Here is a 22,229-nt window from a genome sequence, read left to right on the forward strand (position 1 = left end):
TGCCTTGTTCGGCACCTTCTTCTGGGATTTTTTGTTTTAGTGACACATAAAATTTATTCTTCTATTGAAGAAGATGCCTGTTCTTTTGCCAATAAGTCGCGGATTTCTTTTAAATATTCTTCAGCAGCCGGTATTTCCACTTCTTCGCCAATTTCGCCTGTTTCTTTTTTGAATTTGGCAGCAGCGCTGTTGATCAGTTTAATAAACATAAAGACTACAAATGCGATAAGTAAGAAATTAATAACTGCTTGTAAAAAAGCGCCGTATGCTAAAGTAGTGGTGCCAATTTCTAACGACAAACTAGAAACGTCAGTACCGCCGGCTATTATACCGACCAAAGGCATGATGATGTCTTCAACCAGTGAAGTTACGATGGCTGTAAATGCAGCACCAATAACGACCCCAACGGCTAAGTCGAGCACATTGCCTTTGAAGGCAAATTCTTTAAATTCTTCTATAAAATTTTTCATTTGGTTTGCTCCTTTCTTTTCAACTGTTCCAAGTATAATAAAAAAGAGAATCAATTAAAAGGAATACCCTGTAATAGAGCTTTCATTTGAACAAATCGATTGAATAAGCAACGCATATATACATGTAGGTATTGTGCAATCAGAAAGAATCTCATAAATTTAATCGTAAATGTATGGGTAGGAAAGTAAAGTAAGGTATAATGGGGATGAAATAAAAAAGGAATAGTTAAAGGAGGAACAGAAATATGATAAAAAAATCTAAAATTTTTATGATGGCATTTGCCAGTATCGTTCTCTTAGGTGCTTGTGGGACTGAGAACAATGGAACGACAGAATCATCAGCTAGTTCCGAAGTTGTTTCTGTATCAGAAGACTCATCAAGTCAAGAAGTTACAGCAGAAGCAACGTATCAAAAAATGTATGATGACAGCTTAGCGCAATTCGAGGCTGGAAAGCTAGACGAAGCAGCAGGCAGTATCGATACATTATTGCAAAACGATTTAACAGAGTACAGCGAATTAGAAGCAAAAGCAACAGAATTAAAAACAAAAATCAATTCCGCACAAGCAGAAAAAGTCAAAGCCGACGAGTCAGCGGCATTGATCGAACAATCTGCTTACAAAACCGAACGGACTTCTGATTTAGCAGCAACAGAATTCAAAGAAGCAACAGGACATGATATCAAAACAGTATCCGATGATGAAATCCAAGCATGGTTAACTGAGAAAGAAGCAGCGGCAGAACAATCTAGTTCGACAGCAGCATCTTCTGAAGCTGCAACATCTAGCAGTGCTGCATCAAGCACGAGTGAAGCACCCGTGATGACAGCAGAAGAAGAACGGACAGAGGTCTTGAACAAAGTTGTTTCAATGACCGGGATTTCTGCTGAAGGCAACCAATTTTATGTATCGAAAATCGATGAAGGTACATACCAAATCGAAATCCGACATGCTCATGAAGTAGACGGCGTAGAGATTTCCAACATGGTAGGAATGTTCCAATACAACCTTTCAGATGAAACATTATTGAAAATGGATCCTTTGAATGGCGAGTATGTTCCTTATACAAACTAATAGAATCAATACGAACAAACCTCTTATTCCTTGATTGGATAGGAGGTTTTTATGTTCTCGCATTTTTATGAAATAGCAGAATGAATGCTAGAAAAACTCATCATAGCAGGTCAATACGCGAATGAAACGACTTTTAATAATCAAGTTGCTTCAACCTTAAACTAATTTTATTAGGAGAATTTTTGATAACGTTATAAAGCCGCAGTCTTTTCTTGATTTCTTTTTGCTCTTTGGAAAGGTTAGAAGAGTCAAACAGACTCAAGACATCGTTTACAAAATTAGAAAATAGCGGCATGAAAAATCCTTGTGTTAATACTTGGCCAGGCATTACCCCAACGTAGTCAGAGTCTGGTACGTTTGCAGCTATCAATGTTTTTAATTCTTTACAATAACTGCCTGTAACAACGATTTCATCTTCTTTTTTATTCAAAGCTTGAACTAAGTCATGAGAGTTTTGAATGTCATACACAATGATCATCTCCTTATTATTATGTTAAAATTAAAGCAATTTATCAGTATAGTCGTAGTATAATACGAACTTTATTAAAAAGGTAGGGATGGAACAGGGCGAACAATAATTAAACACTAGTTTTGTATTTGCTGAAAATAGATAAGGAAGCTCACAATAGTTAATAAAACTAAGACAGCTAATGTGATTAAAGGCTGCTGTTTAAAGAACTAAAATCTTGCTTTTCAGCTTTATAATGAGGATTCACTCTTTTAATATTGTAATCGCTATTGGTACTTATGAAACTTCCGCTAGGCAAATTAAATACGAACAAAACAACGTAAAGGATACCAGCTATCAAACTTGAATGAACGCCCCAGATAAAGTGTGCTAATGTTGCTAAAATAATTGGAACAATGCTTAACAAAGCTAAATTTATTAATCTCTTTTTCAAAATAATTACTCCTCTGTATAAAAAGACAATCAGTTATAAATCATTTCAAACTCTTCACAAACAACTGGAATATTCTCGCTGAATCTAAGGTTAGTCTCCTGATATATTTTTGTGAAAAAGTCTATGTGTTCTTTTCTCCAATAAGTTAAAGTTCTATCGCCTTCACCTTCTTTGAAGGCATGTTCTGCAGAGACCTCATTAAGAGGAACAACGTAAACTTTTGTCGTTTTTGTCATGCATATAGCGTTGTCATTACTATCTAGTATGATACTTAACTCATTCACTTGAGGTAATGGTTCATCTTCTAGAGCATATAATTCATAGGCAGATGTTGTAGCTGTTTTAATATTTTTTAGCGTTAACTCTGCCAATTGATCAGGAATCGCTCCGTAACTCCAAGCACTATAAGCAGAATCTTGATATTCTGGATGTAACTGTATAAAATTATTCCACATTTGTTTTGCTTTCATAAAAATCCCCTATTCGAAAATGTTATTATGCAACTATAATTAGTATAAACTTAAATAAAATAACATGGTAGTGTTTAATCAAAAACGTGTGTTAAAGTGAAATCAGAAAAAGGAAGGAAAGAAGGATTAAAATGAATAAGAATAAAATTAAAAGAGTTGCTCTACTTGCAGGACTGTATCTAACAGCTAATTTAGTTACTCAATATTTTAAAGGACAAAGTATTGATTTCACCTCAGCTCTGATCGGAACTCTTATCTTTTCTGTTTTCGTGACTTTAGGTATACTGTCTTCAAAAAAGTAAAGATCTGTTTATGACAAAATGTATGTGGTAACGAATAAAATGAAACTATTCTCTATAAAAGTGAGATGAAAAACATTATAACACTACTTATCATAAGATTTCTGATTGTGAAGGTTAACAGGGTTTATCTGAAGATGATTGATTAACTATTTTAGATATAGTAAGCTTATCAGTAATTAAATGTTTTGCAGGGGGACACATTTGTGTTGAGAAGGTAAAACCTGACCCTTTGAACCTGTCAGTTAACACTGACGCAGGGAGCACTATGTACATATGTATTGAATGATATGTACTGAGCTCTCCATTATTATGGGGAGCTTTTCTTTTGTAAAATTTTTAATCGCGGGGGGACACACTTGTGTTGAGAAGGCTAAAACCTGACCCTTTGAACCTGTTAGTTAATACTGACGTAGGGAGCAATTAGTGGTTTTCTTATACACTTTTTTAGTCTCTACAACTTTTGTAGGGGCTTTTTTTGTGCTTGCGTTCAAAAAAGGAGGGCTGGGATTAGTGTATTTTGAAGTGATTTGAAAGAAATATAGATGAGTCAGTACGAATAGTAAACTTAAATGTTAGATAAAAAATTAAAAGAAAGAGGGATCAAGCATGTTATCACAAATTAAAAAAGCAGCCCCTTTAGTGCACTGCATGACAAATTATGTTGTCGCTAATTTCACGGCTAACGGCTTACTTGCAATTGGTGCTTCGCCTATCATGGCTGATGAAGTGAATGAGGTTTCTGAAATAGTCTCGATTGCCCAAGCAGTGCTTATTAATATTGGAACGGTGAATGACCGTACAGCAAAAGCCATGCTGCTTGCTGGCAAAAAAGCAAACGAGTTGGGCATTCCTATTGTGCTCGATCCTGTAGGCGTAGGTGCCACAAACTATCGAAAACAATTGGTTCAGCACCTTTTAAAGGAAATTCAGTTTGATTTGATTCGATGTAACGCAGGTGAATTAGCAGCAATTGCAGGTGAAGATTGGCAGTCAAAAGGTGTAGATAGCGGCATAGGCGAAATAGATATCGCTAGGGTAGCGAAGCGGGTTGCTTTGCAGTACAAGTGTCTGGTTGTTGTAACTGGGGAATCTGATTTCGTAACAGATGGGCACAAAGGACTTCATATTGCTGGAGGCAGGGAAATCGCTACACGCATCACGGGTACAGGTTGTTTATTAAGCGCCATCTGTGCAGCTTCTCTTGCTAGCAGTGCAAAACCGCTTGAAGGCTTAGTTACGACTTTAAAAGACTACAAACAAGCTGCTGAACAAAGTACAGAGGAAGTAGGAATATTTGCTGTACAAATGATGAATGCATTACAAAAGTTAGCGGAGGTAAAGAGATGATTGCATTAACGATTGCGGGATCAGATTCAGGCGGCGGCGCTGGGATCCAAGCGGATATAAAAACTTTTCAAGAACTTGGTGTCTTTGGAACGACAGTAGTAACAGCTTTAACTGCCCAAAATACGCTCGGTGTACATGGCATTTTTGAAGTAACGCCTAGCTTTGTACAGCAACAACTGCAAAACGTACTAGATGATTTTTCTGTACAAGCAATGAAAACAGGTATGTTGTTTTCGGCTGAGATTATTGAAGTTGTAGCTGGAATTGTACATCAACAAAAAATTCCATTGGTCGTCGATCCCGTCATGATTGCAAAAGGCGGGGCAAGTCTATTGCAAGATGCAGCAGTAACGGCATTAATCGAAAAACTTTTACCGAATACAACCATTTGCACACCAAACATTCCAGAAGCAGAAATACTAACCGGTATACGCATCAAAGATTCTAAAGATATTGAAAGAGCTGCAGAGCGAATCCTGCAAATGGGGGTTCAATGCGTGGTCATAAAAGGCGGGCATTTAGATGAAGATCAGGCGACGGACAGAGTGTATACTCACCAGAAATCTTTTACGATAACGACTCCTCGTGTCCAAACAAAAGATACACATGGGACAGGTTGTACGTTCTCGGCAGCTCTTACAGCAAATATAGCAAAAGGGCTACCGCTGCAGGAATCGATTATTGAAGCGAAAAGATTTATTCACTTAGCTATTTCTACGCCTCTTCATATTGGGAATGGTCATGGACCAACGAATCATTTTGCTTATAAACGCGAGCAAGGAGTCTGCGAGGTAGAAGTGAATGGATTGTAATAGATTGAATGTTTATTTTATAATGGGCACTGTAAACTGCAAAAAAGACCCACTGAAAACGCTCGAAGAAGCCTTACAAGCGGGAATCACCTGTTTCCAATTACGTGAAAAAGGCGAAGGAGCTTTAATAGGCGCAGCTTATGAAGAGTTTGCCCGTGCTTGCCAAAAAATGTGCCAAAGTTACCAAGTGCCGTTTATCGTTAATGATGATGTGGAGCTCGCACTTAAGCTAAACGCTGATGGTATCCATGTCGGCCAAGAAGATCTAGCCCTTTCGACATTTCGTGAACAAGCAAAAGGAAAAATAGTGGGCGTTTCTGTACACAATTCTAGAGAAATGAAACAAGCTATACTTAACGGAGCAGATTACGTGGGAATTGGTCCGATATATAGAACAAAATCTAAAACAGATGCAAAACCTCCTGCTGGATTGCCTTTTTTAAGTGCGATGCGAAAACAGGCTGGCAATTTCCCAATTGTTGGCATAGGAGGAATTACAGAAGAAAATGCTAGTGCTGTTCGTTCTTCAGGAGCAGACGGCGTGTCGGTTATTTCAGTTATCTGCCACAGCAAAGATATTAAGCAAACGGTTGAGAATCTGCTTTTAGAAAATATAAATTGATTGTTTAGGACGAACAAAAAAAGAGTTTGCATCATTAAATTGTTATGCAAACTCTTTTTACTGTAAAATTGATTGAAGTTATGGAAAGTAAAAATAAAGTTGTCATTATTTTATGAAAAGAGGAGCATGGTTCTATGGGATTTAGTTTGTTTTTATTGTGTTTTTTATTCATAGTTATCTTTATTCTGAGAAATAAAAAAAAGTAATATAATAGCCCAAATTAGTTTTGTGTATATGTCATTTTATTTAAGAAGGTATGAATATAGTGTCTTCCTTCAAAAACCTCTTTATTATTCATTCATATCAAATTTGAGAGTTTACTTTTCTATTCTATTCCGATATACAACTAAAGTTATGCCGTTCAATACAATGGTAACGATTAAAAGAATTGCTGCTGCTTTAGCTATGGTACCAATTGTATCCATCAACGCACTTAAGTCATTAATTTCTACCAAATGAGAACTATAGACAAGCTGTAAATAGAGTGAAATAGCACAAGCACTAACGCTCATAATAGAAAGAGTCACCCAGTTTTTATTGTTATTTTTTTTATGTCTCACAAGATTAATAATTGGGAGAATCCAAGCAGTTAATCCCAATGCCAAACTTCCTAAAATAAGTAAATTAACCATATCTAATCCTCCTCTTAATATACTTAATTCTTAGTATACACATATCATGGACAGTCAGGTATTATTAAGATGAATTGATTATAGAAAATAAACTGCTCTTAGCACATTCATTATCATTTTTACTGAAAAGGTGGGAATAACAATGAGAAAAAAACTAACTTATTCGGTAAAGAAGCAATTAGAATCTTTTTTTGATTTAATAGGAACAGTTATTTGCTCTATATTTTAATACCTTCACTTTCGATCAATAGAAAGAGATGTAACAGCAGCAATCCTTTAGAGATTGCTGCTGTTACTATTTATAAAAATATTATTTGTCCAACTGAGATTGTTTAAAGGCTATTGTTAGGATTTACAAACAAGGCTATGGTAAAATTTTTAAGGAAATACATAAAAGATCAACACATGGGTTTTATACTGTGCTGTCCTTAAAAATTAAGGGCGGCACAGATTTAGCTAAATAGAAGGAGAAATTTATGGATAAAGAAACGGAAAAAACATTGATGCGTAAAGTGAAGAAACACAAAAAATGGTATGAAGGAGTATTTATTAATCCGATATACCGAATAGTAAACAATAAGCCTTACTACATGGCGGGGTTCACTGTAAACGATAAGCCCAGAGCAACAGCCTATTTGACAACAGTAGGAGAAGAGGATAAAGAAGAAGCTTACGCTGCACAGTCTTCGCTCTCGTTGTTTTCTGATGTTAGCAACAATATTTTTAGTATTGGTGGAGATCATTTAAAGATAGATTCCAATTACTATATAAAACCTTTAGAAATTCCAGTAAATACGAAGGATTTAAAAGTATTGGCAGGTCATGAAGCGTTCAAAGACCTATGGAATATGCAACAGAAATTCAATAGGTTGATCCTCGAATTTCAAAGGTATTACGATGAATTATTGATAAGAGGAGAATTAACGGGTGAAGATATCGAAAAAGGCATTGAAACAGCGAACTGGGTCAATCTATATCAGTTTGAAACCATTAGTATTTTAGTAAAGCGAAATGAAGATATTCGAGCCTATTCTGCTTATTTGAAAACGACGAAACAATGGAAGAAGCTCTCACGCAATCAAAAAATATTTGTTGAAAAAATAGCCGGGGCTGTAGGAGAATTGGAAAATAATATCCGTTCGCTGGATTTGATCATCGTTGAGGACGTTGAAAAAATGATTGCACTAAACCTTGAAAAGGCTAAAAATGATTTGAAAACGGGTATTGAAAAGCAAAAAAGTTATATTCGTTACCCTTCATAAGAAGCATTGGACAGGAATAATATGTACGCCGCTAAAGGCAATAGTTAGAAGACGGTTTTACTTTAGTTTTCATAAAAAATTGCTGAAGTATTATAAGGGCTTTTTTACATAAAAAACAAAAAGGTGTTTTTAAAAACTACTGTCTAAAGTGAAAAGATTAGTGACAAACGTCTATTTTAATAGAGATCTAAAAGAGAAAAGGAGCGCCCATATGAATAAAAAAATAAAATCGAAAAATTATTGGACAATTGTTTTTATTTATACTGCGGTAGTCTATGGTTTGAAATATTTTTACCCTTCTGTTGGGGAATTTTTTATTCAAGTAGGGTATTTAGCGATAGTTGTAGGTGTTGTTTATTTTGGTACCTCGTTTATTAAGAGAAGGTGATTCCAATGAGAACTAAACCATAAATTATGGTTAGTTTAGTATTAGCTTCATTAGCATTTGTAGTAAGAAGTAGCATTGGTTTTTCAGCTACTGTAGACCACGTAGTCTTAGGAGCTTTTGTTTTATTGGGATGCTGGTTCTCCTACAGAAACTACAAGAAACGTGACAAAGATTAAACTTGTTAAGAATTCTGAAATTTTTAAATAAGCAACAATAACTGCTTTCGTAAAAAAATATGTACTTTTGTATATGAAAAAAGACCGAGACGTTTTTGTCTCGGTCTTAATTTTTGTAAAATTTCTTATTTAATTTTGAGGCAAGACTTTGTTCAAGATAATAGCGGTTAAAGCGGCTATTGCTATTGGAGAGCCAAAAAGGTATTGAATCATGGTAGGCAAGGTATCTAAGTAATCAGTTGGCAGAAACGTCAAGGCCACTACCAATAGAATTGGAATAGAGACAACATAGGTTTCTTTTTGTCCAATTTGTTCTTGTTTTAGGACTTGAAAGCCGCTCATCGCAATGACTCCGCATACGAGTGCAAATACACCGCCAATAACAGCAGAAGGAACAGAGGAAATCAAAGCGGATAATTTGCCCGATAAGCCAAAAACAATAAATAATCCGCCAGCAGCTAAAAAGACTCGCCGGCTAGCAATACCCGTAATAGAAATGATACCAGCATTGGAAGAATAACCTGTTACAGGTGTGGTGCCGAAAAGAGCAGCCGTCATGCAACCCAATCCTTCGCCGATAACCCCGCGGTTGATGGAATCTTTATTAAGAGGGGTGTTTGTAACATTGCTGACGGCCAGCCAAGTGCCAGTTGTTTCAGCAATTAAGACGATATAAATGATCAGCATGGTCACGATCGCGGAGAAATCAAAAGAAAACGTGAAATCTTTGAAGATGAATTGCGGCATAGAAAACCATTTTGCCTCTGCCACTGAAGTTAAGTCTAGCATCCCCATAAATCCAGCCAGAATACTGCCGGCAAACAGGGCAGTAATAACAGAAGCAATGCGGAAAATACGGCCGCTTTTAGATGAGTGGTTTCCTAAAATAGAGCAGCCGATCATAATGGCTCCAGTTATAAGTGCCAAGAAAATATTTTGCCCGATTGATCCAACAGCACTGTTGTAAATATTGTCATTCACAGCAGCAGGCATCAAGGACAGGCCGACACAAAAAATAATGGTACCACCTACCGCAGATGGAACAAAGGAATCAATAAATTTATGAAACAAGCCTGTGAAACCTAGGATCGTTACCACGATCGCACCTAAAAAACTCGCGCCCATTGCTGCACCCCAGCCCTCCATGCCACCGCCATTGGCCAACGTAATTCCGGCAATAGCGCCAATGGGAATAAAAGAAGCGCCTTGTGCAACCGGCATTTTCATCAGCAAACCAGATTGGATGATAGTAGCGATGCCAGCAGCAATGAAAGTCGATTGAATCAAGATAGCTGACTGACTAGCAGAGAAGCCAACAGTCAAAGCAACGATGAATGGAACAACATAGACATCCATCGCCAGCAAGTGCTGCAACCCAAGTAAAAAACTTTGTTTCCAAGATATGGGCTCTTCTGTGCCCACTGTTAAAATCGTTTGAGTAGTTTCCATTTCGTATGCAATCTCCTTTTTATTTGCTGATTTGTTTTCCTTGAACCCATACAGAGACGATATTTTCACGCTTTGTTAAGTAAAGCAGCTTTTGGAAAATATCATCTAAGGGTTCTATTTTTTCGAAAATCGGCATTGAAGCTTGAGGAACAGTCGTGTCGATCACTTGGGCATCAAAAGCGTAATTTTCTGCAAGTCGTCCGATTGGCAGGCTGACACTTTCTCCGCCACCAGCTGTTGCGAAATAAAAGGCTTCTTTAGCTGTGATACGAGAGTTTTTCATTCCACGTTCTTTAGGGTCCTTCTTCGTGTCCACACCATCTTCAAGCATGCGAGAGGATATAACTGCTTGGCGTATTGCAGAGTAGATACTTGGGTCGTATCCTCCAGAAAGGTCTGTTCCCAATCCGACTTCAACCCCAAGATCGTGAAACTGTTTGATGGGAATTACGCTGTTCGCAAAATAAGCGTTAGAGACGGGGCAATGGGCAATAGCTGTGCCTTTCTCTTCAAATGTCAGAGCATCCGCCTCGCTTAAAAAATTGCAATGAGCCATAACGGACTTTTCTCTTAATAAACCAAAGTCATTCAGGACTTGGGCATCATTTTTACCAAATCGATTCTTGACGTAACCATGTTCCCAATCGCTTTCGCTACAATGACTGGTCACATGCACATCATAAGTCTCCGCCAATTGCCCTAAACCTGCTAAAGCGGTATCGGTACAGCTTGGCACAAATCGAGGAGTGACAACGGGGTAAACACCTTGTGTTGTTTCAGAATGCAAAGTTTTGACACGTTGAATGAAACGTTCTGTATCTGCCAGTGCAGTTTGTGTGTCTTGATCACGATAATAGTCAGGATTTTGTTCAGGATCATCCATTACGACTTTGCCAACCAATCCGCGCTGACCTTTTTTTGCGCAGATCTCAGCTAATTTATAGCTAGCTTCTTCATGAACTGTCGCGAAATAAAGTCCAGTTGTTGTTCCATTTGCCAGCAAAGTATCCACCAAGTGAGAATAGACTTTTTCAGCAAAGGCGGTGTCTTCAAATTTTGATTCTAGTGGAAAAGTATATGTATTTAACCATTGGTGCAAAGGAATATCTAGTGCTGTTCCGCTTTGTGCCCATTGAGGAGCATGAATATGTAAATCGATAAATCCTGGTAAGAGGTATTGGCCTTCAGATAATTCAATTAACTTACCTTCTTTTTTTGCTTCTTGAAGAGTCGATTGATATAACGAGTTCGACGGAGCCAAACGTTTTGCGATCATTCCTTTATTATCTAGGCAGTAGAGATAGTGTTCTAATATTTCAATCTTATGAGCAGAAATGCTAGAAAAACCTGTCCCTTTTAAAACCTTAACAATGTTCTCCAAAATTCTCTCCTTCGTTCGTTTTATTTGTACAATTTTTATTATATAGGATATAAAACTGATAAGTCAACAGTAATTACGAATTATGAATGGAGTGTCCGATTGTATTGTTCGTGTATTCGCCCGTAGTTCAAACTGCATATTCACTTATTGAGATTAACGGCCCTTTAAGTCATAATAGATTCAATAGAAGTTTTTAACGTTTTAAACCAAACATACATAGGGGTGAATTTGATGATTGAAGAGTATCAAGCTTTACAAGAAGAAATAAAATCACTGTTAAAAAAAGAGGCAAATTCAAAAATAAGATTTGAAGAAAATACTATACGGTATGAGGCAGCAAAAGAAACTTTTGCTAAAGAAAGTGAAGATGTTGAGAAATTACAAGCTGAATCTTTATCAACTTTCTTGAAACGCTTAGTGGGAAGTTACGATAAAAACATCGATAAAGAAATACAAGAACAACTTGCTGCTAAAATGGAATTAGATTTATCTTCAGCTCTATTGCTTGAATCTAGAGAACAATTAGGCACTATTCAAACAGCTATTAATCAAACTACTGCTCGAATCAAGCAATTAAAAGAACTTTTATACAGACAAGATACTAATTTCCGGGAAAAAATCAGTGTAGAAGAAACAAAACGTACTCAACTTAAACAAGAACTGAAAGAACTTGATGAAGCGTTAGCAGCTGGAGAAAAAGTATTAGACGGAATAGACTTCGCATTAGATGACTTAGATTCAGCCGATTCTTTTTCAACATGGGATATGTTTACAAACAGCAGTCTACTATTCGACATGATGAAATACGATAAAATTGATAAAGCAGAGGCTAAGATGAACCGATTAGAGCAACTCTTAGAAAATTATACCCAAGAATTAAAAGATCTTTCTTTAGATACTTACCTTAGTTACGAAAAGTTTAGCGGCATGAGTAAAACTTTTGATATTTTCTTTGATAATCTTTTCTCTGACTGGGATACAAAGTCAAAAATTGGACGTAATATTGACATGCTTGAAACACTCGAAACAGCTATTGAAGAACTACAAAGTAAACTTGAAAACAACAAAGAAGACATTCAAAAACGAATCGAAGAGTCAGAAACCTTGTTTTAGAATAAAAGCTAAATTAAAAGGAAAACAAGAAGTGAGAATTTAGCGACTGATAATAAATTAAGTGATCGAGTGAATCTAGAGGTTATGTTACTGGTGTTATCGGTACGATTTTCTCGTTAACAGATTCGATTGCGTTAGTATTCATGAAGTCCTATAAACTTGATGCCAAAGCTATGGAACAAGTTCAACTAAAAATTTCAGCAATGAAAAATGATGACAACCTAGATACTCCAAGTAATCCAGGCTTAGAAGAACTACCAGGCAGCACAGTCACAGCATTAACAAAAACTGTTAAACAGTGATGAGCTGTAAAAAAGAAAGCTGAACTTGAGTATTCATATATTGCATCCCTAAAGTTAGAAAAATTCTAACTTTAGGGATGTTTTTATTGTGTCTAAAAAAATGAAACGGTCTCTTCTCTAGAAAAAGAGCTAAATGATTTTAAATAAATTCGTGTAAAGCGAACTTTTTTTGGGAAATAGGTTGCTGATACATAGAATATCATCTATATTGGTAAGTGAGTAAAAAAGGTTAAGGAGGTCTAGGTATGGACTATGAAGCTTATGCTAAGGTAATGAAAGCTTTATCCGATCCTAAACGTGTGAAAATAGTAGATCTGCTTTCTGGTGGCGAATTGTGTGCTTGCGATATCTTGGAGCATTTTGACTTTACCCAACCCACTTTATCCCATCATATGAAGGCTCTTCTAAATGCAGATTTAATAACGGTAAAAAAGACTGGAACATGGCATTATTATTCATTGAACGATGATAAGATGAAACAGTTAGTAACCGATACGATTCATTTAGCTTCTGGCAATACAGGTGTATTTGTGGAGAAGTAGAGTAAAAGAAGAAAAATTTGCTGGTTACGAGGAGGAAAAACATGAAAATTATTGTCATTGGATCAGTTGCTGCTGGAACATCTTTAGCTGCTAAAGCGAGAAGAAATACTGAGGATGCTGAGATCGTCGTTTATGATCAAGGTAAAGACATCTCATATTCTGTATGCGGCATCCCTTATCAACTTGGTGGAGAGGTAGAAAATATCGATGAATTAACCCCACGTGATGCAGCATGGTTCAAAAAAAGATATGAAATAGACATCTTTACGGAACATAAAGTATCTAAAATAAACCATGAAAAGAAAACGCTCGAAGTACAAGATTTAATTTCTGGAAAAACCAAAGAAGACTACTATGATATCTTAGTTCTGGCAACAGGTGCTGCACCATTAACACCGTCTCCATTTGATCAAAAACAGTATGATAATGTCTTCCAAATTCGCAACATTCAAGATGCACGAGATATTGAAACTTTTTCAGCCATGAACCAACCTAAAAAAGCTTTAGTTATCGGTGCTGGGTTTATTGGTTTGGAGATGACGGAACAATTAGTCCGCAAAGGATTAGAGGTAACGGTCGTCCAACTAGAAGATCAAGTGATGCCGCCTATGGATCCGGACATGACATTCCGAGTGGAAGAGCATATGCGTGAAAAAGGAGTCAATCTTATCCTAAGCGATACTGTAAAAACGATTGATGGGGAAACCTCAGTAGAAAAGGTAACAACTACAAAAGGGGTTACGATTGAACCAGATATTGTTATCCTATCTGCAGGGATACGCCCAAATACTGAATTAGCGAAGGAAATTGGCGTGGAAATTGGAGAGTCAAGAGCGATTGCTGTGAACAAAAACATGCAAACCAATCTTCCGGATGTTTATGCCGTTGGAGATGTTGCTGAAAGTTTTTCTGTTATTACAGGCAAACCTATCTACCGCCCACTAGGCTCAACGGCCAATAAAATGGGCCGGATCGCGGGAGATGTGATAACTGGCGGAAACTTAGAACACCGTGGCGTGTTAGGGACGGGAATTTTTAGGATCTTTGATTTGCATGTTGGGCAAACAGGTTTGACTGAAAAAGAGGCCAAAGCAGAAGGATATGAAGTTGAAGTTCTCTACAACATTAAACCGGACCATGCTGAGTACCTTGGTGGAAAAGAGTTGATTATTAAAGCTTTAGCTGACAAAAAAACGAGCCGTATTCTAGGAGCACAAGTTATTGGACGAGGCGGGGTAGATAAACGGATCGATGTGATGGCAACAGCCATTACGTTTAAAGCCAAAGCGGAAGATTTGTTCCATCTTGATTTGGCTTATGCGCCGCCATTTGCCACAACTAAAGATCCTGTTCTTTACACTGGAATGGCGTTAGATAATGCTTTAAACCGTAACCCATTAATGACGCCAGCTGATTTAGTGCACCGTCAAAACAGTGGTGAACTGCTGCAAATTGTTGATACTCGTTCAAAAAAAGACTTTGAAAAAGCTCATGTTAAAGGAGCTGTTCATATCCCGCTTGCTGAATTAAGAGAAAGAAGCCAAGAGTTGGATAAATCTCTTGTGACTATCACTTATTGTAATAAAGGCGTTACAGGCAATGCTGCTCAAAACGTGTTGCTGAACCATGGATTTGAAAAAGTTTACAATTTATCTGGGGGAAATAAAAACTATCAAAGTTATCTGAAAATGATGCGTCTAAAAAATAAACACTAAAAATAACTACTATTAGAAACAGATAGGAAGTTTTTCTTTCTATTTGTTTTTTTATGGGTAGCGATGCAATCATATATCTAAATACGAAACCAAAAAGAGAGGAACGAAATCATGTTTAATACGTTTAAAAAATATACCTGGTTTTTCAAATTGCGCTGGAAAAGTTATACTTTCGGTGTTTCTGCTTTAATTATCTGTGCCATTCTACAGGTTCTGAATCCAAAAATAATCGGTACGATTATTGACCATTTTATTGGAGGAACGTTAAGTTGGAAGATTCTGCTTTTTTGGGCTTCGCTGATTCTTATTTTTTCGCTGGTCATGTACGCATTGCGGTACGGATGGAGAATGGCTTTATTTGGCAACTCAACACTAATCGAGTCCATACTGCGTAATCGCTTGTTTTCTTTTTTTACTCGGATGGATTCAGAGTTTTTTCATAAATACCGTACAGGTGATTTGATGGCTCATGCTACCAATGACTTGTCAGCCATCCGATTTGTTGCAGCTGATGGTGTTTTAACTCTAACAGATGCTTTATCGTTGGGCGGCATTACCCTTTTTTCAATGTTCTTTTTCATTGATTGGAAACTAACGCTGATAGCGATTTTGCCATTCCCTATTTTAATCGTTGTTTCGACTTATTTAGGAAAAATGATTCACGCACGTTACCGTGGTGCGTTACAAGCTTTTTCTTCAATGAATGATCACGTCCAAGAAAGTGTGACAGGTATGAAAGTCCTGAAAACATTCGGAGAAGAAAAAGAAGATTTGTCTGCTTTTAAGAAAGAGACACAACATGTTGTAGATGAAAATCAGCGTGTCTACAAATTAAAAGCGGCACTAAACCCCAGTATAGAAATCGTTATGGGGTTAACGTATGTGATTGCTTTATTGGTTGGCGGGAGTTATGTCCAAAGCGGGCGTATTTCTATCGGAGATCTAGTCGCATTCATTAGTTATATCGGTATGATGCAATGGCCGCTGTTAGCTGTAGGCGGGCTGATCAATACACTGGAACGCGGAAGTGCAGCTTACGATAGAGTAGAAGATCTATTAGATTACGCTCCTTCTATTGTGGAGCAGAAAAATCCCTATCGTCGAGCTCTAGATGGCGATATCTCTTTTGATGTCCAATCGTTTGCTTATCCGGATGATACGGAACCTACGTTAACCAATATTGATTTTCATTTAGAAAAAGGAAAAATGCTGGGACTTGTTGGTAGAACAGGTTCTGGAAAAAGTACGATCTATAAACTGTTGCTGCGCGATTATGATCAGTACGAAGGAAAAATTTCATACGGTGGCATCGATATAAAAGAATATGCTTTAGAGTCGTTAAAAAAAGGGATCGCAATCGTTCCGCAAGAAAACTTTCTGTTTTCAACAACTATTCGAGAAAATATCCGATTTGGGAATCCAGCATTATCTCAAAAAGAAGTTGAAACATATGCAAAATTAGCCAACATTCATGAAGACATCCTGGAATTTCCTGAAGGATACGATACGGAAGTTGGGGAACGAGGCGTTTCGCTATCGGGCGGGCAAAAACAACGGATCGCGATTGCTCGTGCTTTAGCGGTAGAACCAGAATGCCTGATTCTCGATGATTCTCTATCAGCCGTAGACGCTCAGACAGAAGAAGCTATTTTAAGTTCTTTAAAACAAGAGCGAATGCACAAAACAACGATTATTTCTGCTCATCGTATCAGTTCAATTATGCATGCAGATGAAATCATTGTGATCGAAAAAGGAAGCATTAGCGAACGCGGCACGCATCAAGAATTAATAGGAGAAGAAGGCTGGTATAACGATATGTATCAAAAACAACAACTTGAGAAAAAATTAGATAGGGAGGGAGAATAGTGGCTGCACAAAAACAAACAACTTTTTCGAATAAAGAATCTTGGCATATTTTACTTAGTCTATTACGTTTTGCCAAACCTTATAAATTCCTTTTTATGTTTTCTTTTGTATTTCTGGCATTAAGTGCAGCGATCGCTGCATATTTACCTATCATTATTCAGCGTTATATTGATACTTATTTAGCAAAAGGATCAGCAACTATGGAGATTACAGTACGTGTAGTCATCTTTTATGGTGTGTTAACCATCTTTAAAGCCGGATTTTCTTATATAAAAGATTTTCTCTTTAATACGGCTTCAGAAAGAACAGTAGGGAATATTCGAAATCAATTGTATGAAAAGGTAGGATTGCTTGGGATGCGGTACTTTGATCAAACTCCTGCTGGTACAGTTGTTTCTAGAGTGACAAATGATACGGAGACGATTAAAGAATTTTGGACAGTCTTTTTAAATATTTCTAATGGATTATTTAACGTTATTTCAATTACGATTGCAATGTTTGCGTTAAATTGGCGGATGGCATTGGTATTTCTTCTGTTCACACCGATCATTGTTTGGATTGCAGGAATTTACCGAAAGAAAAGTACTCTTGTTTACAGTCGCATGCGAGGAGTATTGAGTCAATTGAACGCCAAATTGAGTGAATCCATTAGTGGAATGAGCATTGTTCAGAAATACCACCAAGAGGAGCGCTTGATAGGCGAGTTTGACGATATCAATCAAGAATATGTAGCGGCTCGTCGTTCAATGTACAGTATGAATGCATTATTATTAGCACCAGCCATCAATGTGATCGAATCAGTCGCACTAGTAGCCGTGCTGATCATTTTTGGGTATCAAGATTGGAGTCAGAATACAGTGGATATCGGTCTGGTATATGCTTTTACAGCGTATTCTCGCTCTTTCTTTCAACCGATCAGTCAAATGATGAATAGCTTGAGTTCTTTACAAGATGGAATTGTTTCTGGGCACCGAGTCCAAGAACTGCTGCAAAGCGAAGAACTTGCGCCGCAATCCAATTCAGAGGGAAATAGTCTAGTCACAGAAGGCCACATTCGCGTAAGCAATCTCAATTTTTCGTACGATGGCAAAAAGCAAGTATTGCGTAATATTAACTTTGAAGTCAATCCAGGTGAAACGGTGGCTTTAGTCGGCCAAACTGGATCAGGGAAAAGTTCCATTATCAATGTACTGATGCGTTTCTATGACTATCACGAAGGAGAAATCACTATTGACGGTCATTCTTTGAAAGATATGCCGATAGAAGGACTTCGGACTAAAATGGGACTAGTGTTACAGGATAGTTTCTTGTTCTATGGAACTATCGCGGACAATATCCGCATGTACAATGAGAACTATACCGAAGCAGAGATTGAGCAAGCTGCTGAGTTTGTCTATGCAGATGATTTTATCTTAGAAATGGAAAATGGGTATGCATCAAAAGTAATCGAACGAGGAGCAAGTTTATCTGCAGGAGAAAAGCAATTGATCAGTTTTGCTAGAACGATTCTGCGCTCGCCGCGTATTCTAATTCTCGATGAAGCAACTGCCAATATAGACACAGAAACGGAAGAAAAGATTCAAAAAGGGCTAGCCAACATGCGTAAAGGCCGAACTTCTTTAATCATCGCTCACCGATTATCTACTATTAAAGACGCAAATAAAATTTTAGTTTTAGATAATGGTGAAATTGTTGAGCAAGGAACTCATGATGAATTGATTGATCAAAAAGGTACGTATTACGATATGTATCAATTACAAACATATCAAGAAAAAACGGGTGAATTGGAAACCTATGAACAGTAAGCAAAAAAACACTTTCTTTTTAGAAAGTGTTTTTTTGTGTTGAGAATGTGTTCGGTTAGTTTTAACGTCCACTGAGGGGTTTTAAAGATAGGTTGCTTGTACACAAGCATTTTAAAGATTTAGAGACAGGAATTACGAGAAATGGTGCATATCATTGGGAAACGGTTTCCCTGTACCGTTATACTTCTTATAGGATAACCAGTCTATTAAAACTTTTAGGAGGAATAGCAGATGGTACAAGAAACGTTTTTGATTACGGGTGCAGGAACCGGGTTTGGAAAAGGCATTGCTTTAGGTTTGGCGGAACAAGGAGAAAAGGTCATCGCAGGAGTCGAAACGATGTCAGAAGTATCCGCTCTTGAAAATGAAGCAAAAGAAAGGAAAATTGACATACAGGTTGAGAAACTAGATGTGACCGATCCAGCAGATAGGGAAAGGGCATGGACTTGGGATGTCGATGTATTATTGAATAACGCTGGAATTTCGGAAGGCGGTTCATTAGCAGATATACCAGAGGAACGCTTGCGCAATCAATTTGAGGTAAACGTATTCGGGCCGATCCTATTGACTCAAAAAATAGCTAAGGCAATGGTTAAAAAGCAAAGAGGAAAAATCGTATTTATGTCTTCTGTTTCTGGTCTTATGGCGGATCCATTATCGGGACCTTATGGCGGATCAAAATTTACATTAGAAGCATTTGCCGAATCACTTAGCAAAGAACTTCAAGAGTTCAATGTGCAAGTAGCAGTCATCAACCCTGGGCCTTACTTGACTGGCTTCAACGACCGCGAATTTGAAGCATGGAGAACCTGGCGGGATAATCCAGCAGAACGGCTTTTCGACTATGAACAGCTGGCATTTCCTTATGAACAATTGGATCCGGAAGAACTCATCAAAGAGGGCATCAAAGTAATCACTGGCGAAACGAATGACTATCGAAATGTTGTTCCTAAGGCAATGAGTGCGATGATTAAAAAAAGACAAAAAGAATTGTGGGATAAAAAGTCCGACGAAAATTTGGGAGAAAGACACGAACTCGTTCAAAAATCGATCGATATTGAACCCGCCACAACTCCTGTAAAAGGTATTGTGAATAAGATAAAAGATAAGCTATAAGAATAGAGTGAAGAGAATTTTTTTGGAAATTAGAAAACAGAGCCTACAGTTTACTGTTCTGTAGGCTCTTTTTATTGTAATCAAAAACAGGAATAAATTTTTATTTGCATCCTTAGCGACTGAATGGTGTATGTATCAAACTGTCTGGTCTTTTACAATGTAATAACTGAATTCATACTAAACGAGTGTATTCCATTTTCTGAATTGTGATTTTTTATCCTAAACAATGTTTTCACAACTGACGCAAGAAGTAAAACTTTTTCTCGTCTTGTTTCAATGAAAAGGCTTGCGTTTTTCTTGAAGCGAATGATTGTGTTGGTAAAGACAGTTTTGTTTCGTTATATGGTTATTTAGGAATATTCAGATAATTATAACTTTACAAAAAGATAGTATTTTAATGCACTTTCTTTTAAAAAAAAAAAATTAAGTGATATACTGCACATTGTAAGAAATGATTTTTAATAGGAGGCATTAATTTGAAAGTTATTGTAGTAGGAACATCTCATGCCGGTTATGAGGCAATCGAAACATTATTGAAAGAACAGCCCGATGCTGAATTGCATTTATATGAACGAGGTTCAACAGCTTCATTCTTGTCTTGTGGAATCCAGAGCTATTTGGAAGGTATTTCAGAGTCGCTTGACAGCCTGCATTATGCAACAGAGGCTTCATACTTAGAACAAAAAATAAATGTTCATATGAATAGCGATGTCATAGGTATTAACCCTGATGCAAAAACTATTACGGTTAAAACAATAGACGGAGAAACGGAAGAAAACTACGATAAGCTGATCATTACTCCTGGAGCTAATCCAATTGAATTGCCGATACCCGGCACTGACTTGAACAACGTTTTCTATGTGCGCGGCCGTGATTGGGCTGGGGAAATTAAAAATCGTATGGCAAAATCGAAGAAAGCTGTTGTTGTCGGCGGAGGCTACATTGGTATTGAAGTAGCAGAAGCATTTGCTAAAGCTGGTATAGAAACAACGGTCGTGGATGCTTTAGGTCGTGTTTTGAACACTTATCTAGATAAAGAATTTACAGATGTGTTAGAAAACCATTTGGAACAAAAAGGACTAAGCGTTCGTACCGGTGAAATGGTGAAAGAAATTACTGGTGAAAATGGTGCAGTAGCCAAAGTAGTCACTGATAAAGACGAATATGAAGTAGATACAGTTATTATGGCAACTGGCGTTCGTCCAAATACAAAATGGCTTCAAGGGATCGTTGAACTGGATCAAGACGGTACTGTCATTATCGATGAATACATGGAAACCTCTCAAAAAGACATTTTTGCAGCCGGAGATGCTACAAAAGTTCCTTTTGCTCCAAATAACGGATCGAAATTGATCGCATTGGCATCTAATGCTCGCCGTCAAGGTGTTGTTGCAGCGAAAAATATTGTGGAGAAAAAAGTTAAAATGCCAGCTGTTTCCGGTACTTCTGGTCTTTCTTTATTTGATTATAACTTTGCTTCTACTGGAGTCAAAGACTGCGATAGCGATACAATAGACGCTGAAGTAGCTAGCAAATATGTTGAAGAAAAAATTCGCCCTGCCTTTATGGGTGATGAAGATTCCGTATTGATGAAAATTCATTTTGAAAAAGACAGTCACCGAATCGTTGGTGCTCAATTGATGTCAACGTACGATATTACAGCAGCCATCAATACTTTGTCTGTGTGCATTTCAGCAGAATGGACATTGGAACAGTTGGCTCTTGGTGACTTCTTCTTCCAGCCAGGTTACAATCGTCCATGGAATTTCTTGAATGTTCTCGCACAAGAAGCGTTAGGCGAAACATTTGGAAGCGACAAGATGTTGTTCTGATTGATTAAAAAATAAACCAATAAAATAGTACAAACTAAAAGCTCACCTCTAAATGCATTAAAATGCTGCTAGAGGTGAGCTTTTTTATGGGCAATGAAAAATTTGCCTAGCATTTGTATCGAAAAACCTATACAAATCAGATCATTTTTTCTTTTGATTGTTTTCCTGTTCTTCTTTTTCCTCCTCTTCTTCCTCTTCCTTATATTCTTCATCGTTATCCTCACCATAATAATCTTCATTGTATTCTTCATCTTCTGTATCTTTTTGCTCTTCTCGTTCTGCTATTTTTTTGTCGTCGTAGATAAAGATATTATGGAAGATTTTTAAAATAGGGCGTGCAGTTAAAAAAATGGCCCCTGTTAAATAAAGATACGTACCATAAATATCTGGGATAGGAGTTAGGCTGGCTATACTTCCAATAATATAAAATATTCCTGTAAGGAGATCAGTCATCAAGGATATAATTGAATAGCGATTTTGAAAGTACAAACGAAAGCGACCGCTCTTTATTTCAATATCTTCATCTTTACCAGGGTGAAGATCATGTTTTTTACGGTTAATTTTTGGCATATCCATTTACCTCACTTTATTTTTCAAACATTTATTTTTTATTATACAAGGTTGTACTTTTTATTACCAAGAATAACCTTGA

22 protein-coding genes, 1 pseudogene and 2 riboswitches are annotated in these 22,229 nt (G+C 37.2%); of the genes and pseudogenes, 15 read left to right on the forward strand and 8 right to left on the reverse strand.

What is annotated here, in order from left to right; genetic code table 11:
* Positions 1-53: 53 nt before the first annotated feature.
* The gene (gene mscL / locus NY10_RS09445) at positions 54-470 is read right to left on the reverse strand and encodes a large conductance mechanosensitive channel protein MscL (protein ID WP_058919720.1); all 417 of its coding nucleotides are present in this window, start codon (positions 468-470) and stop codon (positions 54-56) included.
* Between the two features lie 245 nt (positions 471-715).
* Between mscL and NY10_RS09450 the strand changes: the two genes are divergently transcribed.
* Positions 716-1,543 carry a hypothetical protein gene (locus NY10_RS09450; RefSeq protein WP_058919721.1) on the forward strand — a complete coding sequence of 276 codons (828 nt, stop codon included), beginning with the start codon at positions 716-718 and terminating at the stop codon, positions 1,541-1,543.
* A gap of 133 nt (positions 1,544-1,676) precedes the next feature.
* Here the strand turns inward: NY10_RS09450 and NY10_RS09455 are convergent, their stop codons facing one another.
* From NY10_RS09455 to NY10_RS09465, 3 genes are all read right to left on the reverse strand, one after another.
* The gene (locus NY10_RS09455) at positions 1,677-2,012 is read right to left on the reverse strand and encodes a hypothetical protein (protein ID WP_058919722.1); all 336 of its coding nucleotides are present in this window, start codon (positions 2,010-2,012) and stop codon (positions 1,677-1,679) included.
* 187 nt (positions 2,013-2,199) lie between these two features.
* On the reverse strand, positions 2,200-2,445 hold the full coding sequence (locus NY10_RS09460) for a hypothetical protein (protein ID WP_058919723.1): 246 nt from the start codon (positions 2,443-2,445) through the stop codon (positions 2,200-2,202).
* A gap of 29 nt (positions 2,446-2,474) precedes the next feature.
* Positions 2,475-2,915: an ASCH domain-containing protein gene (locus tag NY10_RS09465; protein WP_058919724.1), complete on the reverse strand. Its 441-nt coding sequence runs from the start codon at positions 2,913-2,915 to the stop codon at positions 2,475-2,477.
* 131 nt (positions 2,916-3,046) lie between these two features.
* Between NY10_RS09465 and NY10_RS12620 the strand changes: the two genes are divergently transcribed.
* From NY10_RS12620 to thiE, 4 genes are all read left to right on the forward strand, one after another.
* Positions 3,047-3,217 (forward strand): hypothetical protein, encoded by a 171-nt coding sequence (locus NY10_RS12620; protein WP_156413288.1) that lies wholly within the window; start codon positions 3,047-3,049, stop codon positions 3,215-3,217.
* Between the two features lie 179 nt (positions 3,218-3,396).
* Positions 3,397-3,494, forward strand: a riboswitch (TPP riboswitch).
* 57 nt (positions 3,495-3,551) lie between these two features.
* Positions 3,552-3,650: riboswitch (TPP riboswitch) on the forward strand.
* Between the two features lie 173 nt (positions 3,651-3,823).
* On the forward strand, positions 3,824-4,564 hold the full coding sequence (gene thiM / locus NY10_RS09470) for a hydroxyethylthiazole kinase (RefSeq protein WP_058919725.1): 741 nt from the start codon (positions 3,824-3,826) through the stop codon (positions 4,562-4,564).
* A complete protein-coding gene (gene thiD / locus NY10_RS09475) occupies positions 4,561-5,376 on the forward strand; it encodes a bifunctional hydroxymethylpyrimidine kinase/phosphomethylpyrimidine kinase (protein WP_058919726.1) in 816 nt (271 codons plus the stop codon). Before thiM ends, thiD begins: the two co-directional genes overlap by 4 nt.
* Positions 5,366-5,998 carry a thiamine phosphate synthase gene (thiE, locus tag NY10_RS09480; RefSeq protein WP_058919727.1) on the forward strand — a complete coding sequence of 211 codons (633 nt, stop codon included), beginning with the start codon at positions 5,366-5,368 and terminating at the stop codon, positions 5,996-5,998. The genes thiD and thiE overlap by 11 nt, the downstream gene beginning before the upstream one ends.
* Before the next feature lie 317 nt (positions 5,999-6,315).
* On the opposite strand, the gene NY10_RS09485 is transcribed toward thiE, so the two are convergent.
* A complete protein-coding gene (locus NY10_RS09485) occupies positions 6,316-6,630 on the reverse strand; it encodes a hypothetical protein (RefSeq protein ID WP_058919728.1) in 315 nt (104 codons plus the stop codon).
* A gap of 476 nt (positions 6,631-7,106) precedes the next feature.
* On the opposite strand from NY10_RS09485, the gene NY10_RS09490 reads away from it, so the two are divergent.
* Both NY10_RS09490 and NY10_RS12625 read left to right on the forward strand, forming a co-directional pair.
* Positions 7,107-7,892, forward strand: a complete 786-nt coding sequence (locus NY10_RS09490) for a hypothetical protein (RefSeq protein ID WP_058919729.1) — start codon at positions 7,107-7,109, stop codon at positions 7,890-7,892.
* Positions 7,893-8,103: 211 nt separating this feature from the next.
* Complete coding sequence (locus tag NY10_RS12625) at positions 8,104-8,280, forward strand: hypothetical protein (RefSeq protein WP_156413289.1); 177 nt, start codon at positions 8,104-8,106, stop codon at positions 8,278-8,280.
* Between the two features lie 305 nt (positions 8,281-8,585).
* On the opposite strand, the gene NY10_RS09495 is transcribed toward NY10_RS12625, so the two are convergent.
* Complete coding sequence (locus NY10_RS09495) at positions 8,586-9,905, reverse strand: uracil-xanthine permease family protein (RefSeq protein ID WP_058919730.1); 1,320 nt, start codon at positions 9,903-9,905, stop codon at positions 8,586-8,588.
* A 19-nt stretch (positions 9,906-9,924) separates the two neighbouring features.
* Positions 9,925-11,277 carry a guanine deaminase gene (gene guaD, locus NY10_RS09500; RefSeq protein ID WP_197409009.1) on the reverse strand — a complete coding sequence of 451 codons (1,353 nt, stop codon included), beginning with the start codon at positions 11,275-11,277 and terminating at the stop codon, positions 9,925-9,927.
* A gap of 240 nt (positions 11,278-11,517) precedes the next feature.
* Between guaD and NY10_RS09505 the strand changes: the two genes are divergently transcribed.
* The 8 genes from NY10_RS09505 (at position 11,518) to NY10_RS09535 (ending at position 21,577) form a co-directional block, all read left to right on the forward strand.
* Complete coding sequence (locus NY10_RS09505) at positions 11,518-12,399, forward strand: coiled-coil domain-containing protein (protein ID WP_231726728.1); 882 nt, start codon at positions 11,518-11,520, stop codon at positions 12,397-12,399.
* 173 nt (positions 12,400-12,572) lie between these two features.
* Positions 12,573-12,701 carry a hypothetical protein gene (locus NY10_RS12905; RefSeq protein WP_257721133.1) on the forward strand — a complete coding sequence of 43 codons (129 nt, stop codon included), beginning with the start codon at positions 12,573-12,575 and terminating at the stop codon, positions 12,699-12,701.
* A gap of 245 nt (positions 12,702-12,946) precedes the next feature.
* A complete protein-coding gene (locus NY10_RS09510) occupies positions 12,947-13,243 on the forward strand; it encodes an ArsR/SmtB family transcription factor (protein ID WP_058919732.1) in 297 nt (98 codons plus the stop codon).
* 41 nt (positions 13,244-13,284) lie between these two features.
* Complete coding sequence (locus tag NY10_RS09515) at positions 13,285-14,958, forward strand: FAD-dependent oxidoreductase (protein WP_058919733.1); 1,674 nt, start codon at positions 13,285-13,287, stop codon at positions 14,956-14,958.
* A gap of 111 nt (positions 14,959-15,069) precedes the next feature.
* Positions 15,070-16,824, forward strand: a complete 1,755-nt coding sequence (locus NY10_RS09520) for an ABC transporter ATP-binding protein (protein WP_058919734.1) — start codon at positions 15,070-15,072, stop codon at positions 16,822-16,824.
* On the forward strand, positions 16,824-18,629 hold the full coding sequence (locus tag NY10_RS09525) for an ABC transporter ATP-binding protein (protein ID WP_058919735.1): 1,806 nt from the start codon (positions 16,824-16,826) through the stop codon (positions 18,627-18,629). The genes NY10_RS09520 and NY10_RS09525 overlap by 1 nt, the downstream gene beginning before the upstream one ends.
* A gap of 231 nt (positions 18,630-18,860) precedes the next feature.
* A complete protein-coding gene (locus NY10_RS09530) occupies positions 18,861-19,745 on the forward strand; it encodes an SDR family oxidoreductase (protein WP_058919736.1) in 885 nt (294 codons plus the stop codon).
* A gap of 476 nt (positions 19,746-20,221) precedes the next feature.
* On the forward strand, positions 20,222-21,577 hold the full coding sequence (locus NY10_RS09535) for an FAD-dependent oxidoreductase (RefSeq protein ID WP_058919737.1): 1,356 nt from the start codon (positions 20,222-20,224) through the stop codon (positions 21,575-21,577).
* 261 nt (positions 21,578-21,838) lie between these two features.
* Here NY10_RS09535 and NY10_RS09540 read toward each other — a convergent pair.
* Positions 21,839-22,147: pseudogene (locus NY10_RS09540) on the reverse strand (YrhK family protein); the annotation flags it as partial.
* Positions 22,148-22,229: the final 82 nt, after the last annotated feature.

Origin of the sequence: Carnobacterium sp. CP1 (genome assembly GCF_001483965.1) — a bacterium.
Lineage (GTDB): Bacteria > Bacillota > Bacilli > Lactobacillales > Carnobacteriaceae > Carnobacterium_A > Carnobacterium_A antarcticum.

Coding starts and splice junctions, on each gene's coding strand:
- mscL (WP_058919720.1), bottom strand. CDS start 470: ATGAAAAATTTTATAGAAGAATTTAAAGAATTTGCCTTCAAAGGCAAT.
- NY10_RS09450 (WP_058919721.1), top strand. CDS start 716: ATGATAAAAAAATCTAAAATTTTTATGATGGCATTTGCCAGTATCGTT.
- NY10_RS09465 (WP_058919724.1), bottom strand. CDS start 2,915: ATGAAAGCAAAACAAATGTGGAATAATTTTATACAGTTACATCCAGAA.
- NY10_RS12620 (WP_156413288.1), top strand. CDS start 3,047: ATGAATAAGAATAAAATTAAAAGAGTTGCTCTACTTGCAGGACTGTAT.
- thiM (WP_058919725.1), top strand. CDS start 3,824: ATGTTATCACAAATTAAAAAAGCAGCCCCTTTAGTGCACTGCATGACA.
- thiD (WP_058919726.1), top strand. CDS start 4,561: ATGATTGCATTAACGATTGCGGGATCAGATTCAGGCGGCGGCGCTGGG.
- thiE (WP_058919727.1), top strand. CDS start 5,366: ATGGATTGTAATAGATTGAATGTTTATTTTATAATGGGCACTGTAAAC.
- NY10_RS09485 (WP_058919728.1), bottom strand. CDS start 6,630: ATGGTTAATTTACTTATTTTAGGAAGTTTGGCATTGGGATTAACTGCT.
- NY10_RS09490 (WP_058919729.1), top strand. CDS start 7,107: ATGGATAAAGAAACGGAAAAAACATTGATGCGTAAAGTGAAGAAACAC.
- NY10_RS12625 (WP_156413289.1), top strand. CDS start 8,104: ATGAATAAAAAAATAAAATCGAAAAATTATTGGACAATTGTTTTTATT.
- NY10_RS09495 (WP_058919730.1), bottom strand. CDS start 9,905: ATGGAAACTACTCAAACGATTTTAACAGTGGGCACAGAAGAGCCCATA.
- NY10_RS09505 (WP_231726728.1), top strand. CDS start 11,518: ATGATTGAAGAGTATCAAGCTTTACAAGAAGAAATAAAATCACTGTTA.
- NY10_RS12905 (WP_257721133.1), top strand. CDS start 12,573: ATGGAACAAGTTCAACTAAAAATTTCAGCAATGAAAAATGATGACAAC.
- NY10_RS09510 (WP_058919732.1), top strand. CDS start 12,947: ATGGACTATGAAGCTTATGCTAAGGTAATGAAAGCTTTATCCGATCCT.
- NY10_RS09515 (WP_058919733.1), top strand. CDS start 13,285: ATGAAAATTATTGTCATTGGATCAGTTGCTGCTGGAACATCTTTAGCT.
- NY10_RS09520 (WP_058919734.1), top strand. CDS start 15,070: ATGTTTAATACGTTTAAAAAATATACCTGGTTTTTCAAATTGCGCTGG.
- NY10_RS09530 (WP_058919736.1), top strand. CDS start 18,861: ATGGTACAAGAAACGTTTTTGATTACGGGTGCAGGAACCGGGTTTGGA.